The sequence below is a fragment of the Dolichospermum sp. UHCC 0259 genome, from assembly GCF_009711935.1.
Classification (GTDB): domain Bacteria; phylum Cyanobacteriota; class Cyanobacteriia; order Cyanobacteriales; family Nostocaceae; genus Dolichospermum.
Window position 1 is genome coordinate 1 of sequence record NZ_VIKX01000259.1, and the last position, 21,366, is coordinate 21,366.

The 21,366-nt window shown below is 37.1% G+C and carries 17 protein-coding genes and 1 tRNA gene; 9 read left to right on the top strand and 9 right to left on the bottom strand.

Annotation, left to right across the window (positions count from 1 at the left end):
• Positions 1-11 precede the first annotated feature (11 nt).
• The 4 genes from FJR05_RS21550 to FJR05_RS21565 all read right to left on the bottom strand — a co-directional run bounded on the left by FJR05_RS21550 (position 12) and on the right by FJR05_RS21565 (position 6,165).
• Entirely contained in the window at positions 12-929 is a 918-nt protein-coding gene (locus tag FJR05_RS21550) for a condensation domain-containing protein (protein WP_168645995.1), read from the bottom strand.
• Between the two features lie 162 nt (positions 930-1,091).
• Complete coding sequence (locus tag FJR05_RS21555; protein ID WP_168645996.1) at positions 1,092-2,132, bottom strand: TauD/TfdA family dioxygenase; 1,041 nt, start codon at positions 2,130-2,132, stop codon at positions 1,092-1,094.
• A gap of 103 nt (positions 2,133-2,235) precedes the next feature.
• Positions 2,236-5,652: a condensation domain-containing protein gene (locus FJR05_RS21560; protein WP_168645997.1), complete on the bottom strand. Its 3,417-nt coding sequence runs from the start codon at positions 5,650-5,652 to the stop codon at positions 2,236-2,238.
• 270 nt (positions 5,653-5,922) lie between these two features.
• A complete protein-coding gene (locus FJR05_RS21565) occupies positions 5,923-6,165 on the bottom strand; it encodes a hypothetical protein (RefSeq protein WP_168645998.1) in 243 nt (80 codons plus the stop codon).
• Between the two features lie 177 nt (positions 6,166-6,342).
• Here FJR05_RS21565 and FJR05_RS21570 point away from each other — a divergent pair, with 177 nt between their 5' ends.
• The 4 genes from FJR05_RS21570 to FJR05_RS21585 all read left to right on the top strand — a co-directional run bounded on the left by FJR05_RS21570 (position 6,343) and on the right by FJR05_RS21585 (position 13,105).
• A complete protein-coding gene (locus FJR05_RS21570; RefSeq protein ID WP_174783812.1) occupies positions 6,343-9,312 on the top strand; it encodes a TonB-dependent siderophore receptor in 2,970 nt (989 codons plus the stop codon).
• Between the two features lie 341 nt (positions 9,313-9,653).
• Positions 9,654-10,610: a sucrase ferredoxin gene (locus tag FJR05_RS21575; RefSeq protein WP_168645999.1), complete on the top strand. Its 957-nt coding sequence runs from the start codon at positions 9,654-9,656 to the stop codon at positions 10,608-10,610.
• Positions 10,611-10,633: 23 nt separating this feature from the next.
• Positions 10,634-11,623, top strand: a complete 990-nt coding sequence (locus FJR05_RS21580) for an iron-siderophore ABC transporter substrate-binding protein (RefSeq protein ID WP_168646000.1) — start codon at positions 10,634-10,636, stop codon at positions 11,621-11,623.
• Between the two features lie 165 nt (positions 11,624-11,788).
• The gene (locus FJR05_RS21585; RefSeq protein ID WP_168646001.1) at positions 11,789-13,105 is read left to right on the top strand and encodes an MFS transporter; all 1,317 of its coding nucleotides are present in this window, start codon (positions 11,789-11,791) and stop codon (positions 13,103-13,105) included.
• A 166-nt stretch (positions 13,106-13,271) separates the two neighbouring features.
• On the opposite strand, the gene FJR05_RS21590 is transcribed toward FJR05_RS21585, so the two are convergent.
• Complete coding sequence (locus tag FJR05_RS21590) at positions 13,272-13,886, bottom strand: chorismate lyase (RefSeq protein ID WP_168646002.1); 615 nt, start codon at positions 13,884-13,886, stop codon at positions 13,272-13,274.
• A gap of 194 nt (positions 13,887-14,080) precedes the next feature.
• Positions 14,081-14,163 (bottom strand) — tRNA-Leu (locus tag FJR05_RS21595).
• A 280-nt stretch (positions 14,164-14,443) separates the two neighbouring features.
• On the opposite strand from FJR05_RS21595, the gene accC reads away from it, so the two are divergent.
• Entirely contained in the window at positions 14,444-15,790 is a 1,347-nt protein-coding gene (gene accC, locus FJR05_RS21600; protein WP_168646003.1) for an acetyl-CoA carboxylase biotin carboxylase subunit, read from the top strand.
• 121 nt (positions 15,791-15,911) lie between these two features.
• Here the strand turns inward: accC and FJR05_RS21605 are convergent, their stop codons facing one another.
• The gene (locus FJR05_RS21605; RefSeq protein WP_168646004.1) at positions 15,912-16,199 is read right to left on the bottom strand and encodes a YggT family protein; all 288 of its coding nucleotides are present in this window, start codon (positions 16,197-16,199) and stop codon (positions 15,912-15,914) included.
• Positions 16,200-16,555: 356 nt separating this feature from the next.
• On the opposite strand from FJR05_RS21605, the gene psbX reads away from it, so the two are divergent.
• From psbX to FJR05_RS27450, 4 genes are all read left to right on the top strand, one after another.
• Positions 16,556-16,675: a photosystem II reaction center X protein gene (gene psbX / locus FJR05_RS21610; RefSeq protein WP_096669626.1), complete on the top strand. Its 120-nt coding sequence runs from the start codon at positions 16,556-16,558 to the stop codon at positions 16,673-16,675.
• A gap of 628 nt (positions 16,676-17,303) precedes the next feature.
• Positions 17,304-18,233: a Ycf66 family protein gene (locus FJR05_RS21615; RefSeq protein ID WP_168646005.1), complete on the top strand. Its 930-nt coding sequence runs from the start codon at positions 17,304-17,306 to the stop codon at positions 18,231-18,233.
• 32 nt (positions 18,234-18,265) lie between these two features.
• Positions 18,266-18,826, top strand: a complete 561-nt coding sequence (locus FJR05_RS21620; protein ID WP_168646006.1) for a PD40 domain-containing protein — start codon at positions 18,266-18,268, stop codon at positions 18,824-18,826.
• 356 nt (positions 18,827-19,182) lie between these two features.
• Positions 19,183-19,668, top strand: a complete 486-nt coding sequence (locus tag FJR05_RS27450) for a sterol desaturase family protein (protein ID WP_254447013.1) — start codon at positions 19,183-19,185, stop codon at positions 19,666-19,668.
• Positions 19,669-20,257: 589 nt separating this feature from the next.
• Here the strand turns inward: FJR05_RS27450 and gatC are convergent.
• Together gatC and FJR05_RS21635 are read right to left on the bottom strand one after the other, a co-directional pair.
• A complete protein-coding gene (gene gatC / locus FJR05_RS21630) occupies positions 20,258-20,548 on the bottom strand; it encodes an Asp-tRNA(Asn)/Glu-tRNA(Gln) amidotransferase subunit GatC (RefSeq protein ID WP_168646008.1) in 291 nt (96 codons plus the stop codon).
• Between the two features lie 96 nt (positions 20,549-20,644).
• Positions 20,645-21,166, bottom strand: coding sequence for a photosystem I assembly protein Ycf3 (locus FJR05_RS21635; RefSeq protein WP_168646009.1), 522 nt, complete (start codon positions 21,164-21,166; stop codon positions 20,645-20,647).
• Between the last annotated feature and the right edge of the window lie 200 nt (positions 21,167-21,366).

The following is a 21,366-nucleotide window of genomic DNA, read 5'->3' on the forward strand; positions in this document are numbered from 1 at the left end:
CCTACTTCTACCTACCCTATAAACTCTCGAAAGTGGGGGGAGAGTGAAAAACTACAACCTAAAGCTGATTCTAATTCTTGATATTTACGACATTCGGAAACAAAACCAATAATTAGGTTATCTTGTCCTGTTAGTTTCCATAGCAGGATATTCCAACAAGTCAATAAAAACTCACTGAGAGAAATATCATTAAATTGAAGATAACTATTAATTTTATTAGTTAACTTCCAGTCTAATTTACAGCTATAACTTTCTGGTTTAAATTCTAAATTTGCAGTTTTTTCACCAAGTAAATGCAATGCTGATAAAACTGAAAAATCTAAATTACTCCAATATTTTCTACCAGCTTGGGTTTCTACTCCTGTTAACAGTTCATTTTGCCACGCAGATAAATCAGCATATTGTAACACTTCATCATCTAATATATCTTCTTGATGGCGGATAGCAGCATAAAATTCACTAATTAATTTAACTAAATTTTGTAATGTTGCTTTATCCCCACAAATAGCAGGTAAAGCCATTAATAGAATATATTTGTTAGCTGCAATGTTCACCAAAGATAAATTTAAAATAGCACCTGTTTCTAGATTAAAGTTTAAATTGAGAAATTCGTCAAATATTTGTTGTAGTTTATTTTCTTGTGCTTGAATATTACAATTGCTTAAATCATATTCTTGATGCCAAAATTCACTATTATTGTTAATAATTTGCAAAGGGAAATTCATTTCCGACACATTTTTATAATTAGTATGGAGAATTTCATGGGTGTTGACAACTTGATTTACAGCAGATTTTAAAACGTCTATTTGTAAATTTCCCGTAATTGATACAGCACCCACAACACAATAATTAAAATTATCATTTTGTTGTAAATGCCATAAATATTTTTGTTGTGGAGACAATTCAAAACCGTTAATTTGTTTCAGCATATCTTACTCTATTTCTGTCTAAAGATGTTTCTTTCTTGATGTACAATCAGTAATTATTAAACGCAGATGGACGCAGATAAACGCAGATAATTTTCTGTTTGTCTACATAATTTATTTATGAAGTTGGTATTACCAAATTCTGAAAAGAAGTTTTTATTAATATCACCTTTTAAATGGTTCAGACATTCCTACTACAACTTTTCTTTTACCAATAAAAGGGTTTCTACCATGCGCTGTTAGGAGATTATCTAACATTAAAACATCACCTTGTTGCCAAGGAAAGACTATGGTATTTTGCTGATAAATATGCCGCAGTTTATCTAATACATCTAATGGAATTGGTGAACCATCACCATAATAGGTGTTATGGGGTAATTCTGCTTCTGAAAATTCAGATAATAATGCTGTTCTAATATCAGTTTCTAAAGTGGAAATATGGAAAAATACAGCATGATTAAACCAAACTAAATTACCAGTATAAGGATGTTTAGAAATTGCTGGACGTATTTGCCGAATTCTTAATTTATTCCCTGCTTTCCACTCAAATTCTATATCTTGATCATCACAAAAAGCCTCGACTTCTTGACGATTATGCGTTTGAAATACAGTTTCCCAAGGTAAACCGAAACCCTCACCAAAATTCCGCACATACATTATTTGTTTTTGGGCAAAAGTTTCTTTAATTTCTGCTGGTATGCTTTGATATAAATTCCTTGTATCTGCTATTGGTGTTTCTCCTCCCTGCTGTGCTGGTGTCACACAGTAAAAGAAGATTTTCAGGGGATATGTTGCTGCATAGGAATTTTCACTATGGAGAAAAATACTTTGATTAGCAGGATGATCTGTAGATGTGTAGATTTTACCATGAACTGCACTACGAGGGGAAGAGCGATCGCAGTATTCTATTAAATTTCCAGATACAGTTCTAATTAACCCTGCAAACTCCTCAATATCAGCAACTTGAAAATTACGAAATAAAATTCCACCATGCTGATACAAATAGCTCTTCACCAATTCTACATTACTCGCTACCCAACTGACAAGATTAACATCTTTAATATTAGCTTTAATTAACAAGGGCAAAGTTTCATCAACCTTTAATGGTGCTACTTGTACCAACTGACTAACAGCTTGTCTTCTGATTTCACCAAAACTTTTAAGACTAGGCTTTACTCCTACATTACCATATTTAATATCAGGCATTATTCACACTCCTAAAAATTTTTTATTTCCTAGTAGTGGGGGTAATTCATGAATTACCCCTACTTTGCATTAGTCGTGAAAATTCCATCAAAACCAGCGCATTTCAATCCTTATCAAACCGAGAAACAGCAGCGCGTTTAATAGACTTTAATTTTTGTTGACTAATATTTTGTAATTCCTGCTTTTGATCAGACTGTTGTTGCTGAACAATATTAATTAACTTATGAACCTGAATATCAGGATTTTCTATCACAGTCTGCAATATCAACTCATAATGGCTAACCATGCGTTTAATAGTTGTAACTGCAAACAAATCTGTTTTGTACTCAAAAGATCCATTTATTCCTTTATCACTTTCCCAAAAACTCAGCTTTAAATCAAACTTAGAAGTGCCAATATCTACCTCTTCTGGTTGCCAAGTTAATTCTGAATTTTCAACCGTTGGTATTGGTGCATTTTGCAAAATAAACATCACTTGAAACAAGGGATTATAACTCAAGTTTCGTTCTGGTTTTAACTCCTCTGCCAACTTCTCAAAAGGCAAATCCTGATGAGCATAAGCATCTAAAGCAACAGCACGTATTTGTTTAAGTAATTCTCGAAAACTGGGGTTGCTACTAAAATCACTACGAAAAACTAAAGTATTGATAAAAAAGCCAATTAAGTTTTCTGTCTCTCGCCAATTTCTACCCACAACAGGCGAACCAACTAAAATATCTTCTTGTTTAGAATAGCAGTAAAGCAAGGTTTTAAACACCGCCAAAAGAGTCATAAATAAAGTTACACCCTCTTGTTGATTTAATTTTTTTACACCTGCTTTTATTTCTGCTGGAATGGTAAAAAATTCCTTTTTACCTGCAAAGGTTTGTATGGCTGGTCTAGGTTTATCTGTGGGAAGATTGAGTAATGCTGCACTATTACTAAGTTTTTGTTTCCAGTAATTTAGTTGCTTATCAATAATATCAGATTGATAATAATTTCTTTGCCAATAAGCATAATCTGCATATTGAATACTCAGTTCCGGTAAAAGCGCAGGTTTATTAACAGTAAATGCTGCATAAATCGTTGCTAATTCTTGGATAAGTACCCCAATTGACCAACCATCAGCAATGATATGATGTATGGTAATTATCAGCAAATGTTCATCAAGTTTTAGAGTTAGTAACTTTCCTCTTAATAGGGGAAGTTCAGCCAGTTCAAAAGGCTTTTGAGTTTCTTGTAAAATCAAACTTTGAATATCAATATCACAATTTTCCTGAGTGGTAAAATGTGAAAACTTTACTTCTAAACTCTCATGAATAACCTGAACTGGTTTCCCAGCTACAGCGACAAATGTTGTCCTTAAACTTTCATGACGTTTGATAATTTCGTTCAAACTGGCTTCTAAAATTACTCCATCCAGTTTACCATTTAATCTAATAGCGATCGCTACATTATAAAATGGATTACCTGGTTCTAATTGATCAAGAAACCATAAACGCTCTTGGGCTAAACATAAAGGTAATTCACTATTTCGAGAAACAGGTTGGATGGTTTGAATATTAGTTTGATTTGTTGACAAGATTTGTTTACCAATTTGCACAATACTGGTTTCAAATAAATCCACCGCCGAAAGTGTTACTCCTAAATCTTTCTGAATCCGATTTTTTAGATCAAACGCTTGTAAGGAATCAATACCCAAATTGCTTAAAGGTTGTTGTAAGTTAATTTCATTTAAGGTTATTGATAACACCTGAGCTACTATTTGTTGTAAATAAGATTCAATATTTTCGGCTTTAACTTCTCCCAAATTTTCAATATTGAAAATACTAATATGAACAACTTGGAGATTATCAGCTAAAAATTCTGCTTTGGTAGCACGACGTTGAATTTTACCACTAGAAGTTTTAGGAATAGTCCCACCTTTAATTAAAACGACTGCATAAACTTGGATTTCAAATTGTTGGGAAACAGCTTGACGAATTGCCGCAATAACTTCTACAAAATCTGGTTTAGCCCGAAATTCTAATTCTTGGACTATCACTAATTTCTCTTCATTTTCTACATCTATAGCAAATGCCGCCCCACCACTGCGACGCAAAGCTGGATGGCTATTTTCTGTTGTTAATTCAATATCTTGAGGGTAGAGATTACGCCCGCGAATAATGATTAAATCCTTGCTTCTACCGGTAATGAATAGTTGCCCATTATGCAAAAAACCTAAATCACCAGTTCTTAAAAAATCACCTTCATTGCCATCTTTAAGTTGAGCTTGAAAAGTTTCCTTAGTTTCCTCTGGACGTTGCCAATAACCTTGTCCAACACTGGGACTAGATACCCAAATTTCCCCTACTTCATTCTCATGACAAAGAGTATAATTTTCAGGCTCAACAATGACTATTTTCTGTCCTGGTATGGATAGGTTATAACCTACTAAATTAACAGCATTTTTACGTGAATTTTTAGTAATAATTTTGTGTTGTTCTAATGCTGTTTTCTCAACCGGTAAATTGGCGGGTAAAGCTGATTTCACAGTTCCTGAAACCATTAAAGTTGCTTCCGCCATACCATAGCAAGGATAAAAAGCTTCGGGACGAAAACCACAATCTGCAAAGGTCTGACTAAACAGTTCTAAGGTTTGCTGACGGATAGGTTCTGCACCATTAAAAGCCACATCCCAACTACTCAAATCCAAGGTAGCCCGTTGTTCAGGAGTGATTTTCTGCACACATAAATCATAGGCAAAATTAGGCGCACCGCTAGTAGTTCCCTGATAGTGAGAAATTGCTGCTAACCAACGATAAGGGTTTTGCAAAAAGGATGCTGGCGACATCATGATACAAGGAAAACCACCATATAAAGGTTGCAATACCCCACCAATTAATCCCATATCATGATAAATGGGCAGCCAAGTTACAAACTTGCTTTGTAGGGAATGTTCCATGCAAGTATAGGTCATGGTTGCGTTATGGATTAAATTGCCATGTGTTAACATCACGCCTTTTGGTGTACCTGTAGAACCGGAAGTATATTGCAGAAATGCCAGAGTATCTGAATTTATAGGCGGTTCACGCCAGTCAACGGCGATATCAGCTTGTATGTCATCTGTCGTTAACCAACGCAAATTAGTGTCTGCTTCGGCGACTAATAAAGATTGTATCTGCTGCAAAATCGTGGTTGTGGTTAAAACAATTGCCGCTTGAGCATCTTTGAGAATTGACAGTATTCTGGGTGTATTGCGATGGTTGCGCGGTGGATAAGCGGGAACAGCTACAACACCTGCATATAAACACCCAAAAAACGCTGCTAAATAATCTAATCCCGGTGGGTACAGCAGTAATGCCCGTTGCCCAGTTAAATTTAATACTTGCAACTGACAGGCAATTGCTCGACTTTGACGGTCTAACTCCTGATATGTCAAGGACTTTGCTTGTGCTTCTCCCTCTGGCAGAAAAGTAAAAGCCTCAATATTAAGTTGTTTTAAACACCTGTAACGCAGTAATTCTACAACGGTAGAAAAATCATTGATAGATTGAGTCATTGTCTTTTCACAGCCTGGAGGCACACAAGAAAATTGAATTGAAGCCAGTTGAAAAACCTTAACAAAGAGCAATTACGCTATTTCTGACCTACTAGTTCATGGTTATTAGCAGCGTTTTATTCGCATTTAGTTAGCCTGTTTCTTGCAGGTAGTTAGCAGTTATTGCTATTTATTTTCAATTATGAATTTCACTTTATAGCAATTAGTTGAAAATAACAATCAGTAATTCATCAATAAAATTTATCATTATTCTGACAAGGTATAAGTTTTTCACACCCTCCTAAACTGCTGATTTAGATAGACAGCAAACTCTAATATCACAAAGCCATGACTAAAAAGTAATAGTCTTTTAGTCCAGATAATTACGATAAAGCCTCTCACTGCAAGGATTTTAGGACAAAACTCTAACCGAGCCATTGCGTCCCCTCCCGTCAGCACAGCTAGAGTCGGTTTAAAAAAAATACTTGCTTTATAAAAATCTTTATGATAATAGTTCTTAATAGTGATAGCCATAACTGCAAATTCTTTGCAGCTATTTAGTGAGAAATCTTCTAGATAAAAGATAAAACACTATCAATAAATTATTGCGTCATAGATTTGAGCGTGAAAGTTGCTGCTGGATGTGGAAGCATACAAGCGCAAAACTCAAGGAAAACTCTGTTTACAGGTGTAGGGTAAGGAGTAACGGGAATGAAATCTGAATTAATTAATGAGATACGTTCGGTAGGATTAGCGCTAGCTGTTATCGGCAGCTTAGTACAACCAGCGTATGCCCAAAAACAAACACAAGAAATACCTAGCGTTGAAGACAAAGAACACTATTCAACCAGTGCAGCGCCCTTATTAGCACAAAAAGGTAATACATCAGTTGCAAAAATAACAGGAATTAAAGTTAATACCACCGCTAAAGGCATTGAAGTAATTTTAGAAACTCCTAATATAGACGCACTCAAGCCAGTCAATAAAAGCCAAGGCAGTAATTTTATAGTAGAAATACCTAATACAGTCCTATCACTAGGTAAACAAAACAGTTTTAACCAAAAAAATCCAGTTGCTGGTATCACCAATGTTAGCCTCACTCAAACTAACCCTAACACCGTTCAACTAACAATTACAGGTGAAAAAGGTGTACCAAAAGCCGAATTATTTGATGGTGATGAAGGCTTAATTTTTGAAATTGCAGCGATCGCATCTACTACCACTTCAACACAGCAAAGTCCAACATTAGTCAAAATAACTGAAGTCAAATTTAACACCACCAAGAATGGCTTAGAAATAATCTTAGCCACTCCAGAAGGTGACAAATTACAAGTATCCCCGAAAAAAGACGGTAACACTTTTATTGTTGACATTCCCACAGCCCAACTTTCTCTACCCAATGGTGATCCAGTTAGCCAAAAACAACCCATTGCTGGAGTTAGCGACATCACAGTTTCTAACTTTAATAACAACACCATCAGAGTTACCGTTACGGGAACAGATAATACACCCACAGTAGAATTATTTGATAGTGACGAAGGTTTAATTTTCGGTGTCACCTCAACAGCATCAACCACCCAAGCAGAAACCCAACCGACACCAACCACCCAAGCAGAAACCCAACCTACGCCAACCACCCAATCAGAAAATCAAACTCAATCAGAAGAACCAACCGCTTCTGAAACACCAATAGAATTAATAGTTACAGGCGAAAAAAATAGCGGTTACTTTATCCCGGAAGCTACAACCGCCGCTAAAATTGATGCCCCATTGCGTGATATTCCTGCATCTGTACAAGTAATACCCAAAGAAGTCATTCAAGATCGACAAGTAGTTAGACTCAACGAACTAGCAGATAACGTTAGTGGTGTCCGTCCTCAAGCAACCTATGGCGGACTTGCATCTCAAGGCTATTTTATTCGCGGTTTTGCTACACAATTTGAAAGCCTTCGTGATGGCGTAAAAGATGCTGGTTTTTTGAGTCCTCGTGATGTCGCTAATATTGAGCGGGTAGAATTTCTTAAAGGTCCAGCATCCGTTTTGTATGGTAGTGTCACCAGTCCCGGTGGTGTCGTTAATACTATTACAAAAAAGCCCCTTGCAGATCCTTTTTATCAACTTAACGGCACTATTGGTAGTAATGACTTTTACCGAGGAGCAATTGATCTTTCAGGACCTTTATTAGAAAATCGCGCCGCACTTTACCGACTCAATGTAGCTTATGAAAATGCTAAAAGTTTTCGTGATTTCGTGGACAATGACAGTACCTTTATTGCCCCAATGATTACCGTCAAAGTAGGAGAAAGGGCAAATCTTACCTTTGGTTATGAATACCAAAAATATGACTACACTTTTGACCGGGGTTTTCCTTCTGATAATAAAGTAGTTTTTGATCTGCCCATCAACCGCTTTTTAGGTGAACCTAATCTTAATCGTGGCGAATTAAAATCTAATAATTTTACTTATTCCCTAGAAAGTGAATTTGGGTACAATAATAACTGGAAATTCCGTCAAGGTTTTAATGTTATTAATGTTAGTGGTAATACCAGAGGAGTACAACCAAGGTTTATCCGAGATGATGGACGGTCAGTAGCACGGAGATATCGCAATGTTGACGAATCCCAGAATAATTTGACATTCCAAAATGAAATTAGTGGTAAATTTAACATTGGTTCGATCCGCCATAATGTACTGGTTGGAGTAGAATTATCTAGTTACAAATCAAGCAGCGACTTTTACAGTGCTAACATTGGTGATTTAGATATTTTCAACCCTGTTTATGGCACACCAGCACCTACGACTTTGAACAGGTCTAATGACGAGTATGGCGCAGATAATATTGCAGTCTATTTCCAGAATTTATTAGAACTTACGCCACAAATTAAATTACTTGCTGGTGGTCGTTTTGATAATGTTGATTCCTTTAGTAGAAATTTACTAGATGATATCAGTACAGAAAACTCTGACTCGAAGTTTTCACCAAGAGTAGGTTTGGTGTATCAACCAACCGATTCCACATCAATTTATGCCAGTTGGACAAATTCTTTCAACCCGCAAATATTTGGCACAACTCGCAATAATGAACCTTTTAAACCAGAAACAGCAGCGCAATTTGAAGTGGGAATTAAACAGGAGTTTTTGAATAAACGTCTATCAGCAACTTTGGCTTATTTTGATATTACCAAGAAAAACGTTTTAACTACAGATCCTACTGATGAAAATTTCCAAATTCAAACAGGAGAACAAAAAAGTCGAGGTGTGGAATTAGATATAGTAGGTGAAATTCTCCCTGGTTGGAAAATCATTGGTACTTATGCTTACACAGATGCGAACATCAGCCAAGATAATGACTCATCATTACTTAATAATAGGTTGGTTGGTATACCTTATAATAGTGCAAGTTTATGGACTACTTATGAATTGCAAAAAGGTAATTTACAAGGATTTGGTTTAGGACTTGGATTTGTTTATGCTGGAGAAAGGGAAGCGAGTTTACCAAATAATCTGAAAATTCCTTCCTATCTCAGAACGGATGCTAGTATTTTTTATAAGCGGGATAATTGGCGTGCTGCTATCAATTTCAAAAACCTGCTAGATACTAAGTATTACGAGTCTCAAGGTTTTTTTATTGTTCCGGCTGCACCATTAACAGTATTAGGAACTGTTTCTTTTGATTTGTGATTTGTGCTTAAATAGTCAACTTCAATGGGCGGAAAAACCCGCCTCTCAAACTTCACATATTAGTTCAGAAATAACTAAATATAGGACTCATATTTGATTTTTGATAGCTTGCGTGGCGTAGCCATAAAAAAATTAGTATTGTAGGGTGCGTCAGATATGACAAATCTGTTTATTAATACAATTTATGCAGTCTGACGCACCCTACGTATCGTTTCATAAATCAAATATTATTCCTATAGTCTGGATGATGAAAATAAGATAGTTGAAAATCTACAGATAGTAATCCTGATTTTGAGAATTACACTGGAAATTTTCATAAGCCCTTACCCAGTTATTTCATTATGCTCAATTCCTTTTGTGCGCTAGAATCTCGTTATGTGGGAGAAGACCCAATTGCTAATGCTGAAAACTTTGATTTTTTTGTAATGGTTGAATGTCCAACACCTTGGACTCAACAGGCATTTAATTCTCAGCCAATTCCCGATAATTTAAGAAATTTAGTTAAAGAGTTTAGCGAATCTGAAAAAACTGTAGAGTTCTTATTATTTTATAACGAAGAACTGAAGCAACCAGATGTAACACGAGTTTTCGTTTTTCATAAACCCACAGGTTTTACTCAAGGTTATAGTCAGTATGAATTTGCTGTATCTGATATTAATGAGGTAGCACCTGCTGTTAGAAAATGTTTACTTGATAAAAATTTAGAAGTTTATAGCCTAGAATCTACCACAAGAGATATTTTTATCTGTACTCATGGTAGCCGGGATAAATGCTGTGCTAAGTTTGGTAATCCTTTTTATCGTCAAGCAAAAACTATTGTTAATAATTTAGGTCTAAATCATGTCAGAATCTGGCAAACTACGCATTTTGGTGGTCATCGTTTTGCCCCTACTGCTATAGATTTTCCTGATGCTAGATACTATGCCAGATTAGATGCTGAATCATTCACTGCTATTTTGACACGCACAGGTAATCTTGATTTTATCAAGCGTGTTTATCGAGGGTGGGCAATATTACCAGAAGCAGCACAGGTTTTAGAAAGAGAAATGATTTCAATGTATGGTTGGCAATGGTTTAATTATAAAGTTGTTCATCAAATAATTACTCAAAGCGATGATTGTAAATTCAATCGCGTTGAATTAAGTTTTATGAAACCAGATGGCAGTTTTGACACTGTGCAAGCTGATGTTTTGGTAGATGAAAATAAAACACTATATCTGAATGATTGCAGTGGTGGGGAAGTAGAAACTATTCCCCAATATTACGTGCAGAATTTACTCACCTCTGTTCATGTTTAGTTAATAATTCAAAATTATTTTCAATGAAAAAACGACATTTTGCTTATCTAAGGCTATGTATTTTAACTGCTATCTCTTTATTGATAGTTACTGCTTGTTATAGTGGTTTTTATCAGAAACCGGAAGAAATAAAAGTGAAGCCATCAGCATTAGGGGCAGAATGTCGGTTAGTTAAACATGAATTAGGTGAAAGTTGTGTTCCAATTCAGCCAAAACGAGTAATAGTAACTGAACAATTAGCTTTAGAGGTTGTCTTAGCATTAGGAATCAAGCCAATTGCCGCTCCAGAATCTACTTTTGTAGCTAATAAAGCTAATTTCTTGGGTAATAAAATAGCAGGGATAAATTATATAGGTAAGGAAAATCAATTAAACATTGAAGCAATTGTTAAACTACATCCTGATTTGATTGTTAGTTTATATGGTATTAATCCAGAAACCTATAAATTATTTTCACAAATTGCTCCTACAGTAAAGGTAAAATATTCTCAAAGTGGCTGGAAAGATTCTTTACAACAAATGGGAGATATTTTAAATAAAAGTGATATTGCTAAAAAATTATTAACTCAGTATCAAGAAAAATTAACAAATCTTCGGTTTTTGTTGGGTGATAAAGTTAATAAAATTAAAGTTTCTGTGAGTCGTTTTCATGGACAAATACAATTACCTGAATTTCGTTCTCAATATTCTTTTCCTGGGAGTATTTTGGCAGAATTAGGAATTTCTATGCCAGTTTATCAGCGTCAATTAATCAAGTCTCCTGATGATAATTTAATTATCCTCAGCTTAGAAAGAATAGATTTACTCGATGCAGATATTTTATTTGTAGCTGTAGATCCGGGGGCTAAAGAATTATTTCATAAATATCAAAATAGTCAGCTTTGGCAAACACTAAACGTAGTAAAAAATCAACAAGTTTATAATGTTGATTCTAGCTACTGGATATTTGGTAATATTTTATCGGCTAATGCAATAATTGATGATTTATTTAAATATCTTACTTATCAAACATAGCTAACATAATGCAAGGATTCAGGATACAGAATGTTTGATATAGCAAGGAACAGGGAACAGAAGAGAAAAATATTCTCCTTCCTTCTTCCTTCTTCCTTCTTCCTTCTTCCTTCTTCTTTCTCCTGACTCCTGACTCCTGAATTTTTACAACATAATTAATCCAGAATGCGTACTTTTTTTATTATCTGGTTTGGTCAGTTTATATCAAGTATTGGTAGTTCCATGACCAATTTTGCTATCAAACTCTGGGTTTGGGAACTAACAAGTCAGGTAACTACATTAGCTTTACTCAGTTTGTTCACATTGATTCCTAGTATTTTGATTACCTTGATTTCTGGACTAATTGTAGACCGTGTAAATAGAAAAATATTGATGATAATTGGTGATGCAGTAGCAGCTATATCTACTGTATTTATCTGTTATTTTTACTTAAATAATCAACTAGAAACTTGGCATCTTTATTTAACTAGTGCTGTGAATGGGGCTTTTGGTGAAATTCAATCTTTGGCATATTCAGCATCAATTTCTATGCTAGTTCCCAAACAGCAATATACCCGCGCCACAAGTATGAATTCTACTATTCATTACGGTTCAATTATTATCGCTCCAGGATTAGCAGGTGTACTCTATTATATAATTCATTTGAGTGGAATTTTAGTTATTGATCTGGTTAGTTTTACAATAGCGATCGCTACCATTTTTACAGTCCATATTCCCCAACTAAACATCAATAATAAATCTCATAATGCTATCAATTTTTGGCAAGAAATCATCTTTGGCTTTCGCTATCTTGTAGCCCGTCCGAGTCTTTTAGCTATGATCGCAACTGGTTCTTTATTTTGGTTCTTTCATGATATCGGTGCAACCTTGTCTTCTGCTATGATTTTGGCACGGACAAATAACAACGCTACAGTGTTAGGAAGTATCTCTTCTGCGGCTGGTTTGGGTGGCGTAATAGGAACTATTATTTTGAGTATTTGGGGTGGTTCTCAACGGCGGATAAATGGCTTTTTGTTAGGAATGATTGGGGCTGGAATCAGCAAAACAGTATTTGGTTTTGCACAAGGATTAATGATTTGGCTACCGGCACAATTTTGTTCTTCTCTCAATTTTCCTATGTTGACAAGTTCCAGTACAGCTATTTTGTTGAGTAAAGTTAGACCAGATTTCCAAGGACGAGTTTTTGCTACAGAGTCTAGTATTCAACAGATTGTTTCGGCGATCGCAGTCTTCATTTCTGCTTTACTTGCTGACCGTATTTTTGAACCAGCTATGATGCCAGGAGGTAATCTGACAGCTTTATTTAGTGGTTTATTTGGCACTGGTAAAGGTGCAGGAATGGCTCTTTTGTATGTGATTTCTTCTCTGGGTTTGTTATTAGTTGGTTTAAGTGGATATACTAACCCAAAAGTGCGAAATGTGGAATATATTGTACCTGATTATGATGTTGAATCTCCCCAAGCAGCAAAAACATCCTCTTAGAGGGTGTTTGAAAACTTTTTCGCGTGGGATCTGACACCCGCAGATCCCCCTAAATCCCCCTTGAAAAGGGGGACTTTGAGGAATTTAGCCCCCCTTTGTAAGGGGGGTTGGGGGGATCTCGATTAATTCTGATACTTTTCAAACATCCTCTTAGGGTATTTGAAAATTAACCTTCATAATTCATTGCCCCCAAATATTTAGTTAAAAACGGGGAAAAAACTTCATAAATCAAAGTCAGCGGTTGTCCATGATGCCAAAATAAATAATGGCGACCCCAAAATGGACCTTTTTCATTAAAACCCGACTCTAACGCCTCTGAGTTCCCATAATAAATACCTTGGACATCTCTATACAATTCAGTCCGTAACCGTGCTAAACTTGCCCAAATTGGTAAAGACTTGTTTTGTAAATATTCATCTACATGACTTGCTTCCCACCAAGAAGTAGCATAATATAACCGTTGACCAGAGGCAGTTCGTACCCACACCTGCCGACGCACTCTTGGACCCGGTAACATTTGAATTATGGACGGTGCATGATCTGAATTCATGCCAATGGATGACATATCAATCACATCCACTTCTGTTGGCTCACCAGTTAGCAGTTGGACGTGCCGAGTCGGAGAACCATCACCCAAAAGCAATAATTGCCAAGTTGGAGCTAACTGAGTGTGAGGTAAACCCTTTTTAACAACTTCTTCCCCACCTTGCCAAATGGGAGTTAGGCAATGCCAAGCAGTTGGCAAGATTAAGTTATGTGTCGGATTAAAAATAGTAGTCAATTTTCTTTACAAAAGTTCATTTATCTATATACTATAGCGATCGCATTTAATTTATCAATACTCCTAATTTCTCCCTGTGCCTTTGCGTGAGATCAAAAAATGTGGTTTATTTATCCGAAAGTCGCTGTAATACTTAAAAACCCCCTGTTACAATCATTTTTTTGACATAACAGCGGGTTATTTACATTCAAAAATGCGGATGGCGAGACTCGAACTCGCAAGGGCTATGCCCACACGCACCTCAAGCGTGCGCGTATACCAATTCCGCCACATCCGCGCGGTTTGAACACAGATTACAGTATAACATAAAAAAATCTCTCAAGCACAAGATTTCTCAAAGATTTCCCAAATATTTTTTGAATGGGTATGAGACTAACAGAAATATAGTTGCAGCACAAGTCATATTAAAAGGTCTAGGAAAGATGCCACATAAGCTAATAGTCTGTTAAAAATTATGTTTGGGGATCTCCTGTCACGATTTACAGTAATGCAACAGCTTTATGTCAACAGGATGGGAGAAAATGTGAATCTACTGGTACTGATATCGTAACTAGAAAATGAAATTTGACAAAATATTAATTGCCAATCGAGGAGAAATAGCCCTTCGCATTCTCCGAGCCTGTGAAGAAATGGGAATTGCCACAGTAGCTGTTCACTCCACTGTTGACAGAAACGCGCTCCACGTCCAACTTGCAGATGAGGCAGTTTGCATTGGTGAACCTGCCAGCAGTAAGAGTTATTTGAATATTCCGAATATTATTGCTGCTGCACTAACGCGCAATACCACTGCCATTCATCCTGGTTATGGTTTTTTATCAGAGAATGCCAGATTTGCTGAAATTTGTGCAGACCATCATATTGCTTTTATTGGTCCTAGTCCTGAATCTATCAGGCTTATGGGGGACAAATCCACAGCCAAAGAAACAATGCAAAAGGCTGGTGTACCCACAGTTCCCGGCAGTGAAGGGTTAGTAGAGTCAGAAGAAGAAGGATTAGCGATCGCCAAAAAAATTGGTTATCCTGTAATGATTAAAGCCACCGCAGGTGGAGGTGGTCGAGGAATGCGGCTAGTCCGCTCCGAAGATGAATTTGTCAAACTTTTCTTCGCTGCACGAGGGGAAGCCGGAGCAGCCTTCGGCAACGCAGGCGTTTATATAGAAAAATTTATTGAACGTCCCCGTCACATTGAATTTCAGATCCTAGCGGATAACTACGGTAACGTCATCCATCTAGGTGAAAGAGACTGTTCAATTCAGCGTCGTAACCAGAAACTCCTAGAAGAAGCCCCTAGTCCCGCTCTTGACCCCGACTTACGGCAAAAAATGGGAAAAGCAGCCGTTAAAGCCGCCCAGTTTATCAACTACACCGGAGCAGGAACTATCGAGTTTCTCCTAGATAAATTCGGTAAATTCTACTTCATGGAAATGAACACCCGGATACAAGTTGAGCATCCAGTCACAGAAATGATTACTGGTATAGACTTAGTAGTTGAACAAATTCGCATTGCCCAAGGTGAAAGACTAAAGCTCACACAAAAAGAAGTCGTCCTCAGAGGACATTCCATTGAATGCCGGATTAACGCCGAAGATCCAGATCATGATTTCCGTCCAGCCCCCGGCAGAATTAGCGGTTATCTTCCCCCCGGAGGACCAGGAGTGCGGATTGATTCCCACGTATACACGGACTACCACATTCCCCCTTACTACGACTCCCTGATAGGTAAATTAATTGTGTGGGGACCAGACCGAGCCACCGCCATTACCCGGATGAAACGCGCATTAAGAGAATGTGCCATTACAGGAGTCCCTACAACCATTCCCTTCCATCAAAAAATTATGGAAAACCCACAATTTTTAGAAGGTAATATTTACACCAGCTTTGTCCAGGACATGAAAATGCAGTAATTGGTCATTGGTCATTGGTCATTGGTCATTGGTCATTGGTCATTGGTCATTGGTCAGGAAAATATTCTCCTCTGCTCCCCTACTCCTCTGCTCCCCTGCTCCCCTACTCCCCTACTTCCTATCACCTGTCTAACATGGTCAGTAACCCTTGCTGACCTAGCAAAATTTCCCGAATAAAGCTGAAAATTGCTACCAAAATAATCGGGGTAATATCCACACCACCAATAGGTTGTACAAACTTCCGCAACGGGATTAAAAAGGGTTCAGTCGGCCAAGCTATGAGACTAAAAGGCAAACTATTGAGATTAATTTGGGGATACCACGTGAGAATAATGCGGAAAATAAATAAAAACGTCATCACTCCCAAAACCGGACCAAGAATCCAAGCAGTCAAGTTAACACCAGTCATGTTGTTTAGCTACCATCTGTGAGAGAATCCAAAACTTGGGCGCAAGTTGATAAACTTTAAGTTTTGTAACGTATTCTTCCCTCAATTTTAACTAAATAGTGCCATTTTATTGTGAGAATAGAAAAACAAAGTTATTGACTTAGGATCATCAATCAAGTAAATACCAAGTTAGATGTGCGGTATGTACTTAATTGATATACATTCAGGAAATCATTAAACCTGTACGAGTAGGGTTTCCCAGCGCTCAATTGTATTACATCCGACCAATAACCCTGATAGATAATCCTGTTTTACTTTTCAAGAAAGTAATCCCAGATTAAAATGAAAATAAACTGTGTAAAAAAAGGTTGAGAACTATGACACCCTCTTTAGCAAATTTTCTTTGGAGTCTCGTTTGGGGTACTGCGATCGTCGTCATCCCTGCTACCATTGGTCTAATTTTCATTAGCCAAAAAGATAAAATCCAACGTTTTTAATTCTTAGGTACTAAGGACTGGGGAAGAATTTTCTGTTTTCTTCTCCTTTCTCCCAGACTTCTGAACTCCAGTATTCTTCTTCTACAATATTATTATGACTGGTTAAAATAGTGATATTGACACTCTTACTGGCTAAAGCCAGTGAGATTCTTGGTTCATCGAAACCACTTAATTTAGATTCCTTGCGTTCTCTATACCAGAGGTGGGGTTCTCCCCAAGCGAATTCGGGTATGCCCTACCCTAGTTGCATTAATGCAAGTTCTTTTTTTAGTTGAAGCAAATGCGCTTCAAAATCCTGAGTGTCTAGCACCTGTAAATCTTTTACCTATTACCAGGAGGAAGCTAGAACAATGTAATAGAACCCGATAGATTTAATTGTCAAGGTACAGTGTCTGCGATTTAGGCAGCAATCGGGTTTTTAGACAGGTTGATTACCCTTCCTGTATAAGTAATATTATCCATAAAATGCAAAATTATGGCAAGAGAAAATAGAAATTGAGTAAGAATTGATGACGGGGATTAAAATCCCACGAGTCCCTTGTATCTCAGGGAGCCAAGCCTCTGAGCTTTACGCTTACCGGGTATTTCTGAAACTCGTTAATATAGATTTGATATTAGGAAAACACCAATGGTTAATTTTGGGCTGAACTCAGCCAGTGTTTTGGCTCAGGTAAATTTTGGAGCAAACTCAGCCAGTATTCTAGGAATTTTCCTAGCTGTAGCTGGAGCAGCATTGTACTTTCTTCGTTCTGTCCGCCCAGAACTGTCAAGAGATCAAGACATCTTTTTTGCAGCAGTGGGCTTGTTATGTGGCTTTATTCTCGTATTTCAAGGATGGCGACTTGATCCAATTTTGCAATTTGGTCAATTGCTTTTGGTAGGTTCTACAGTATTTTTTGCTGTCGAAAGTATTCGTCTGCGAAGTATCGCTACTCAACAAGCAAAACGAAATACTCCCATTGTGGACGATGAGCGCGAGGTTAGCAGAAAATATTCTTATTCTGAGCGGCGCAACTATCAAGCTGAGATGGATGCGGATTTAGAACCCCTACCCTATGAAGAAGACGAAGAAGCCCCTCAGCGCCCTAGAATTCGCGGTAGTCGAGATGAACGTTCTACTCGTGATGACTATTACGAAGATCAGCCACCACGCAGTTCACCAAACCCACGTAACAGGGAAAAACCAGAATCACCTGAAAGAAAGCGTCGTAACAATTCTGGGCGTTCAGTTAGTCGTCCCAGTGAGGGTTATGAAGATGAAAATTGGGGTTCTACTCCCAAACCAGTTGACGATTGGGAAACTTCAAATTCCCAAGATACAGTGAGAAAACCAGCACGTCGCAATAATACTGGCAATAATCGCCCTCAACGCTCAGAAAGTCGTGAGGATGATATTACCCCTAATCCTAGACCAAGAAAACGTCGTCCACCTAGAGATTCAGTTGCTCCCAGAAGACAGGATGATGATGAAGCTATCCCTACGGATTATGTACCATATAATCCCATTAACAAGCCGAATAACGAGCCAGATAATTCCGATTTTGATGATGACATTTAACACATTTGGGGTTGACGACGGAAAACAGTAATGTGAAAACATTTACACCTAGCTACTGGCTCCAAAAGTCAATTTATTGGAGCCTAATTTTTGGTTTGACAAGTTTGCTGATATCTTGCAGTGCTGATAATATCCCTATGGGAGTTACTTCTCTCAATAGCCGATATACTGAAGAACAACCTGCTATCAGTGGTAATGGGCGTTTTTTGGCTTTTGTCTCCAATCGTTCTCGTTATCAGCAGTTGTTATTATACGATTTAGAAAATCAAAGTTTTATTCCTACACCAAGATTAAACAGACAGTCGGTAATTATAGAAAGTCCTAGCTTGAGTTATACAGGACGTTATATTTGTTATATTACCAGTGACCAAGGTAGACCTGTTGTTGCATTGTATGATCGCGCTTCCCAACAATCACAAGTTCTGACCCCTACTTATCGTGGTTGGGTGAGAAATCCTAGTATCAGTCCTGATGGGCGTTATATTGCGTTTGAATCCTCTAGTCGTGGACAATGGGATATTGAAGTTCTTGATAGAGGTCCAACCATTGAGTTAGATATTCCTAATGGTGCAAGGGTGTCAACTGAAAATTGACCGAAAAATTTTGGATTTTAGATTTTAGAGACAACTTTTTCAGCAAACCCTATTTAGTATCAATAAAAGCTAATTTTATGTTCCCTACTCTCAGGCAATTTGGTATTTTAACTGTGTTTATGTTTTTCGTTCTTTCGATCAGATACCTAACTGTATCTTCGGTTCTCTATTGGTTACTTTGGGTTCGTCGTCCCCCGTCTTGGGAGGTTCGTCGTCTCCATGATATGCACCAACGCAAGAGTAAAATGAAAAGTGAAATCAAGTGGTCTCTTTTTTCCTGTTTAATTTTTGCATTACCAAGTGCTTTTATGATCGAAATGATCAACTTGGGATATACCAAGGTTTACTTAAATTTTATGGATTATGGTTTGTTTTATTTACCTTTGAGCTTATTTATATATTTGATTCTCCACGACACTTATTTTTATTGGACTCATCGCTGGTTGCATATTCCTAGTATATATCGCTGCTTTCACCAAATCCATCACGAATCTATCAACCCTACACCCTGGACTTCTTTTTCTTTTGATCCTGTTGAGAGTATTATTCAGGCAATTATCATTCCCGTGATGGTTTTGATTATTCCTATTCACATTAGTATGCTGGGATTATTACTAACGTTAATGACGATATTTGGTGTTGTTAATCATACGGGTTATGAAGTTTATCCATATTCATGGATACGTGGTTTTTGGGGTAAACATTGGATTACACCAACGCACCATACTATTCATCATCACAAGTTTAATTGTAATTATGGTCTTTATTTTCGGTTTTGGGATAAATTAATGAATACGGATTTAATGGTGAAAACGCAGATAAACGCAGATAAACGCAAATAAATTTGTACTGTTTTAGACTAAGAAATGCTATAAAAGATGATGGTTTTTTATGAAAAATAAAGCTTTTGCCTTTTCATGATTTAAAACCTGTTGTGAAAATACTGTTCGTTTTAACATCAGTATGGAGAAAATAATTCTCAACTACTTGGCAAATAAAAAATCATCTGCTATATTAAACTCATACCCAAAAACCTAATCCCCTAATCCCCTGTCCCTACGGGGATGTAGAGACGTTCCTCGGAGCGTCTCTACTCTTTTGTATTCATAGGGTTTGCTGAAAAAGTTATCTGTGAGGGCTAGGAGTCAGGAGTCAGGAGGAAGAATTAGAAGAAGAGAAGAATAGTCTGGAATCCAAGTGATAGGTTTTTGCTAATTTCCACCCTGATTCCTTGCACCTGATTCACCTTTTTTACCTTCAAACTCTTGATATATCTAAGTTTTAGCTTTATATGGCTTACGCCACGCTACGCTATCAGCAAGCCCTTCATATTGCTATCAAGTTGAGGGAGAAAAACTTTCTTAAATTTTGGATCTTGAATATTCAATCCAAAATCCAAAATTTAAAATCTAAAATTCAGTTGCTTCCTAGCTAATCGGCATTAAGAATTTTGGGAACTCGGAAAAAATCTCCTTCCTGTTGAGGCGCACTGTTGAGGATTGCTTCTCGTTCGGGATAGGGTTGGAGAATATCTTCTCTGGTGACGTTGCTAACATCAATGGCTCTGGTTGTCGGTGCTACGTTAGTGACATCCAGTTGATTTAGTTGTTCTATATAGTCTAGAATACTACCCAGTTGAGTGGTAAATTGTGCTTCTTCGTCTGCTGTTAATTCTAAACGGGCGAGATTAGCGACTTTACGAACTTGTTCACTATCAATCATAATTTGTTAATTGTCAGTTGTCAGTTGTTCTTTGTCAGTTGTTCTTTGTCAGTTGTTAGGCAAAATTTTACAACCGACTAATGGCTAATGACTAAGTTAAAAGAATACGTCAATTTGCGATCGCCCGGTGGTTTTTATCCAGTTCTGAGCTTCAATATAGTTATTGGGAGCCATCCGAATCGCTCTAATCCAATAATCTGCTGCTTTATCAAACAATGCTTCACCACCATCATTATCCCCTGCTTCCTTAGCTCTCTCACCTTGAAAATGATAAATCACGGCAATATTATTCAAGGCTTGGGGTAATTGGGGATTTAATTCAATGGATTGATGATAATACTCTAAAGCCTTATTATGATCGCCGTTACTGGCATAAATTAAACCCATATTGTAGAGAATATAACTCCGATCATTAGAGTCTTCCTCCATTTCTAAGGCTTCTGTATAGTAGTCTAATGCTTCAGCATATTCACCTTCTGCCTGTGCGGACATTCCATCTCGATAATAAACAAAGGCCTCTTTTGCCTTTTTGTTGGTTGGCAATATCTTGAGGATGATATCTGCCATCACGGTAAAGGATTTGTCAACAAAGTTATCGTTTTTCTGTGTTCTTGGCATATTTGTCTCTATGATTGCTCAATTGCAGCATACCGCTAATTTAACTAATTTTTGGAGGTTTGAGTTATCCCAAATTAATATGAAGCTGCATGAAGTAAGATTTCCAGAATTATTGACCGCAGATAAACGCAGATGAATTAATAGTTTTATTTAAATTTTAAATTGTTTTGTTTCTATTTCCGAAACGGAAGTAAATATTA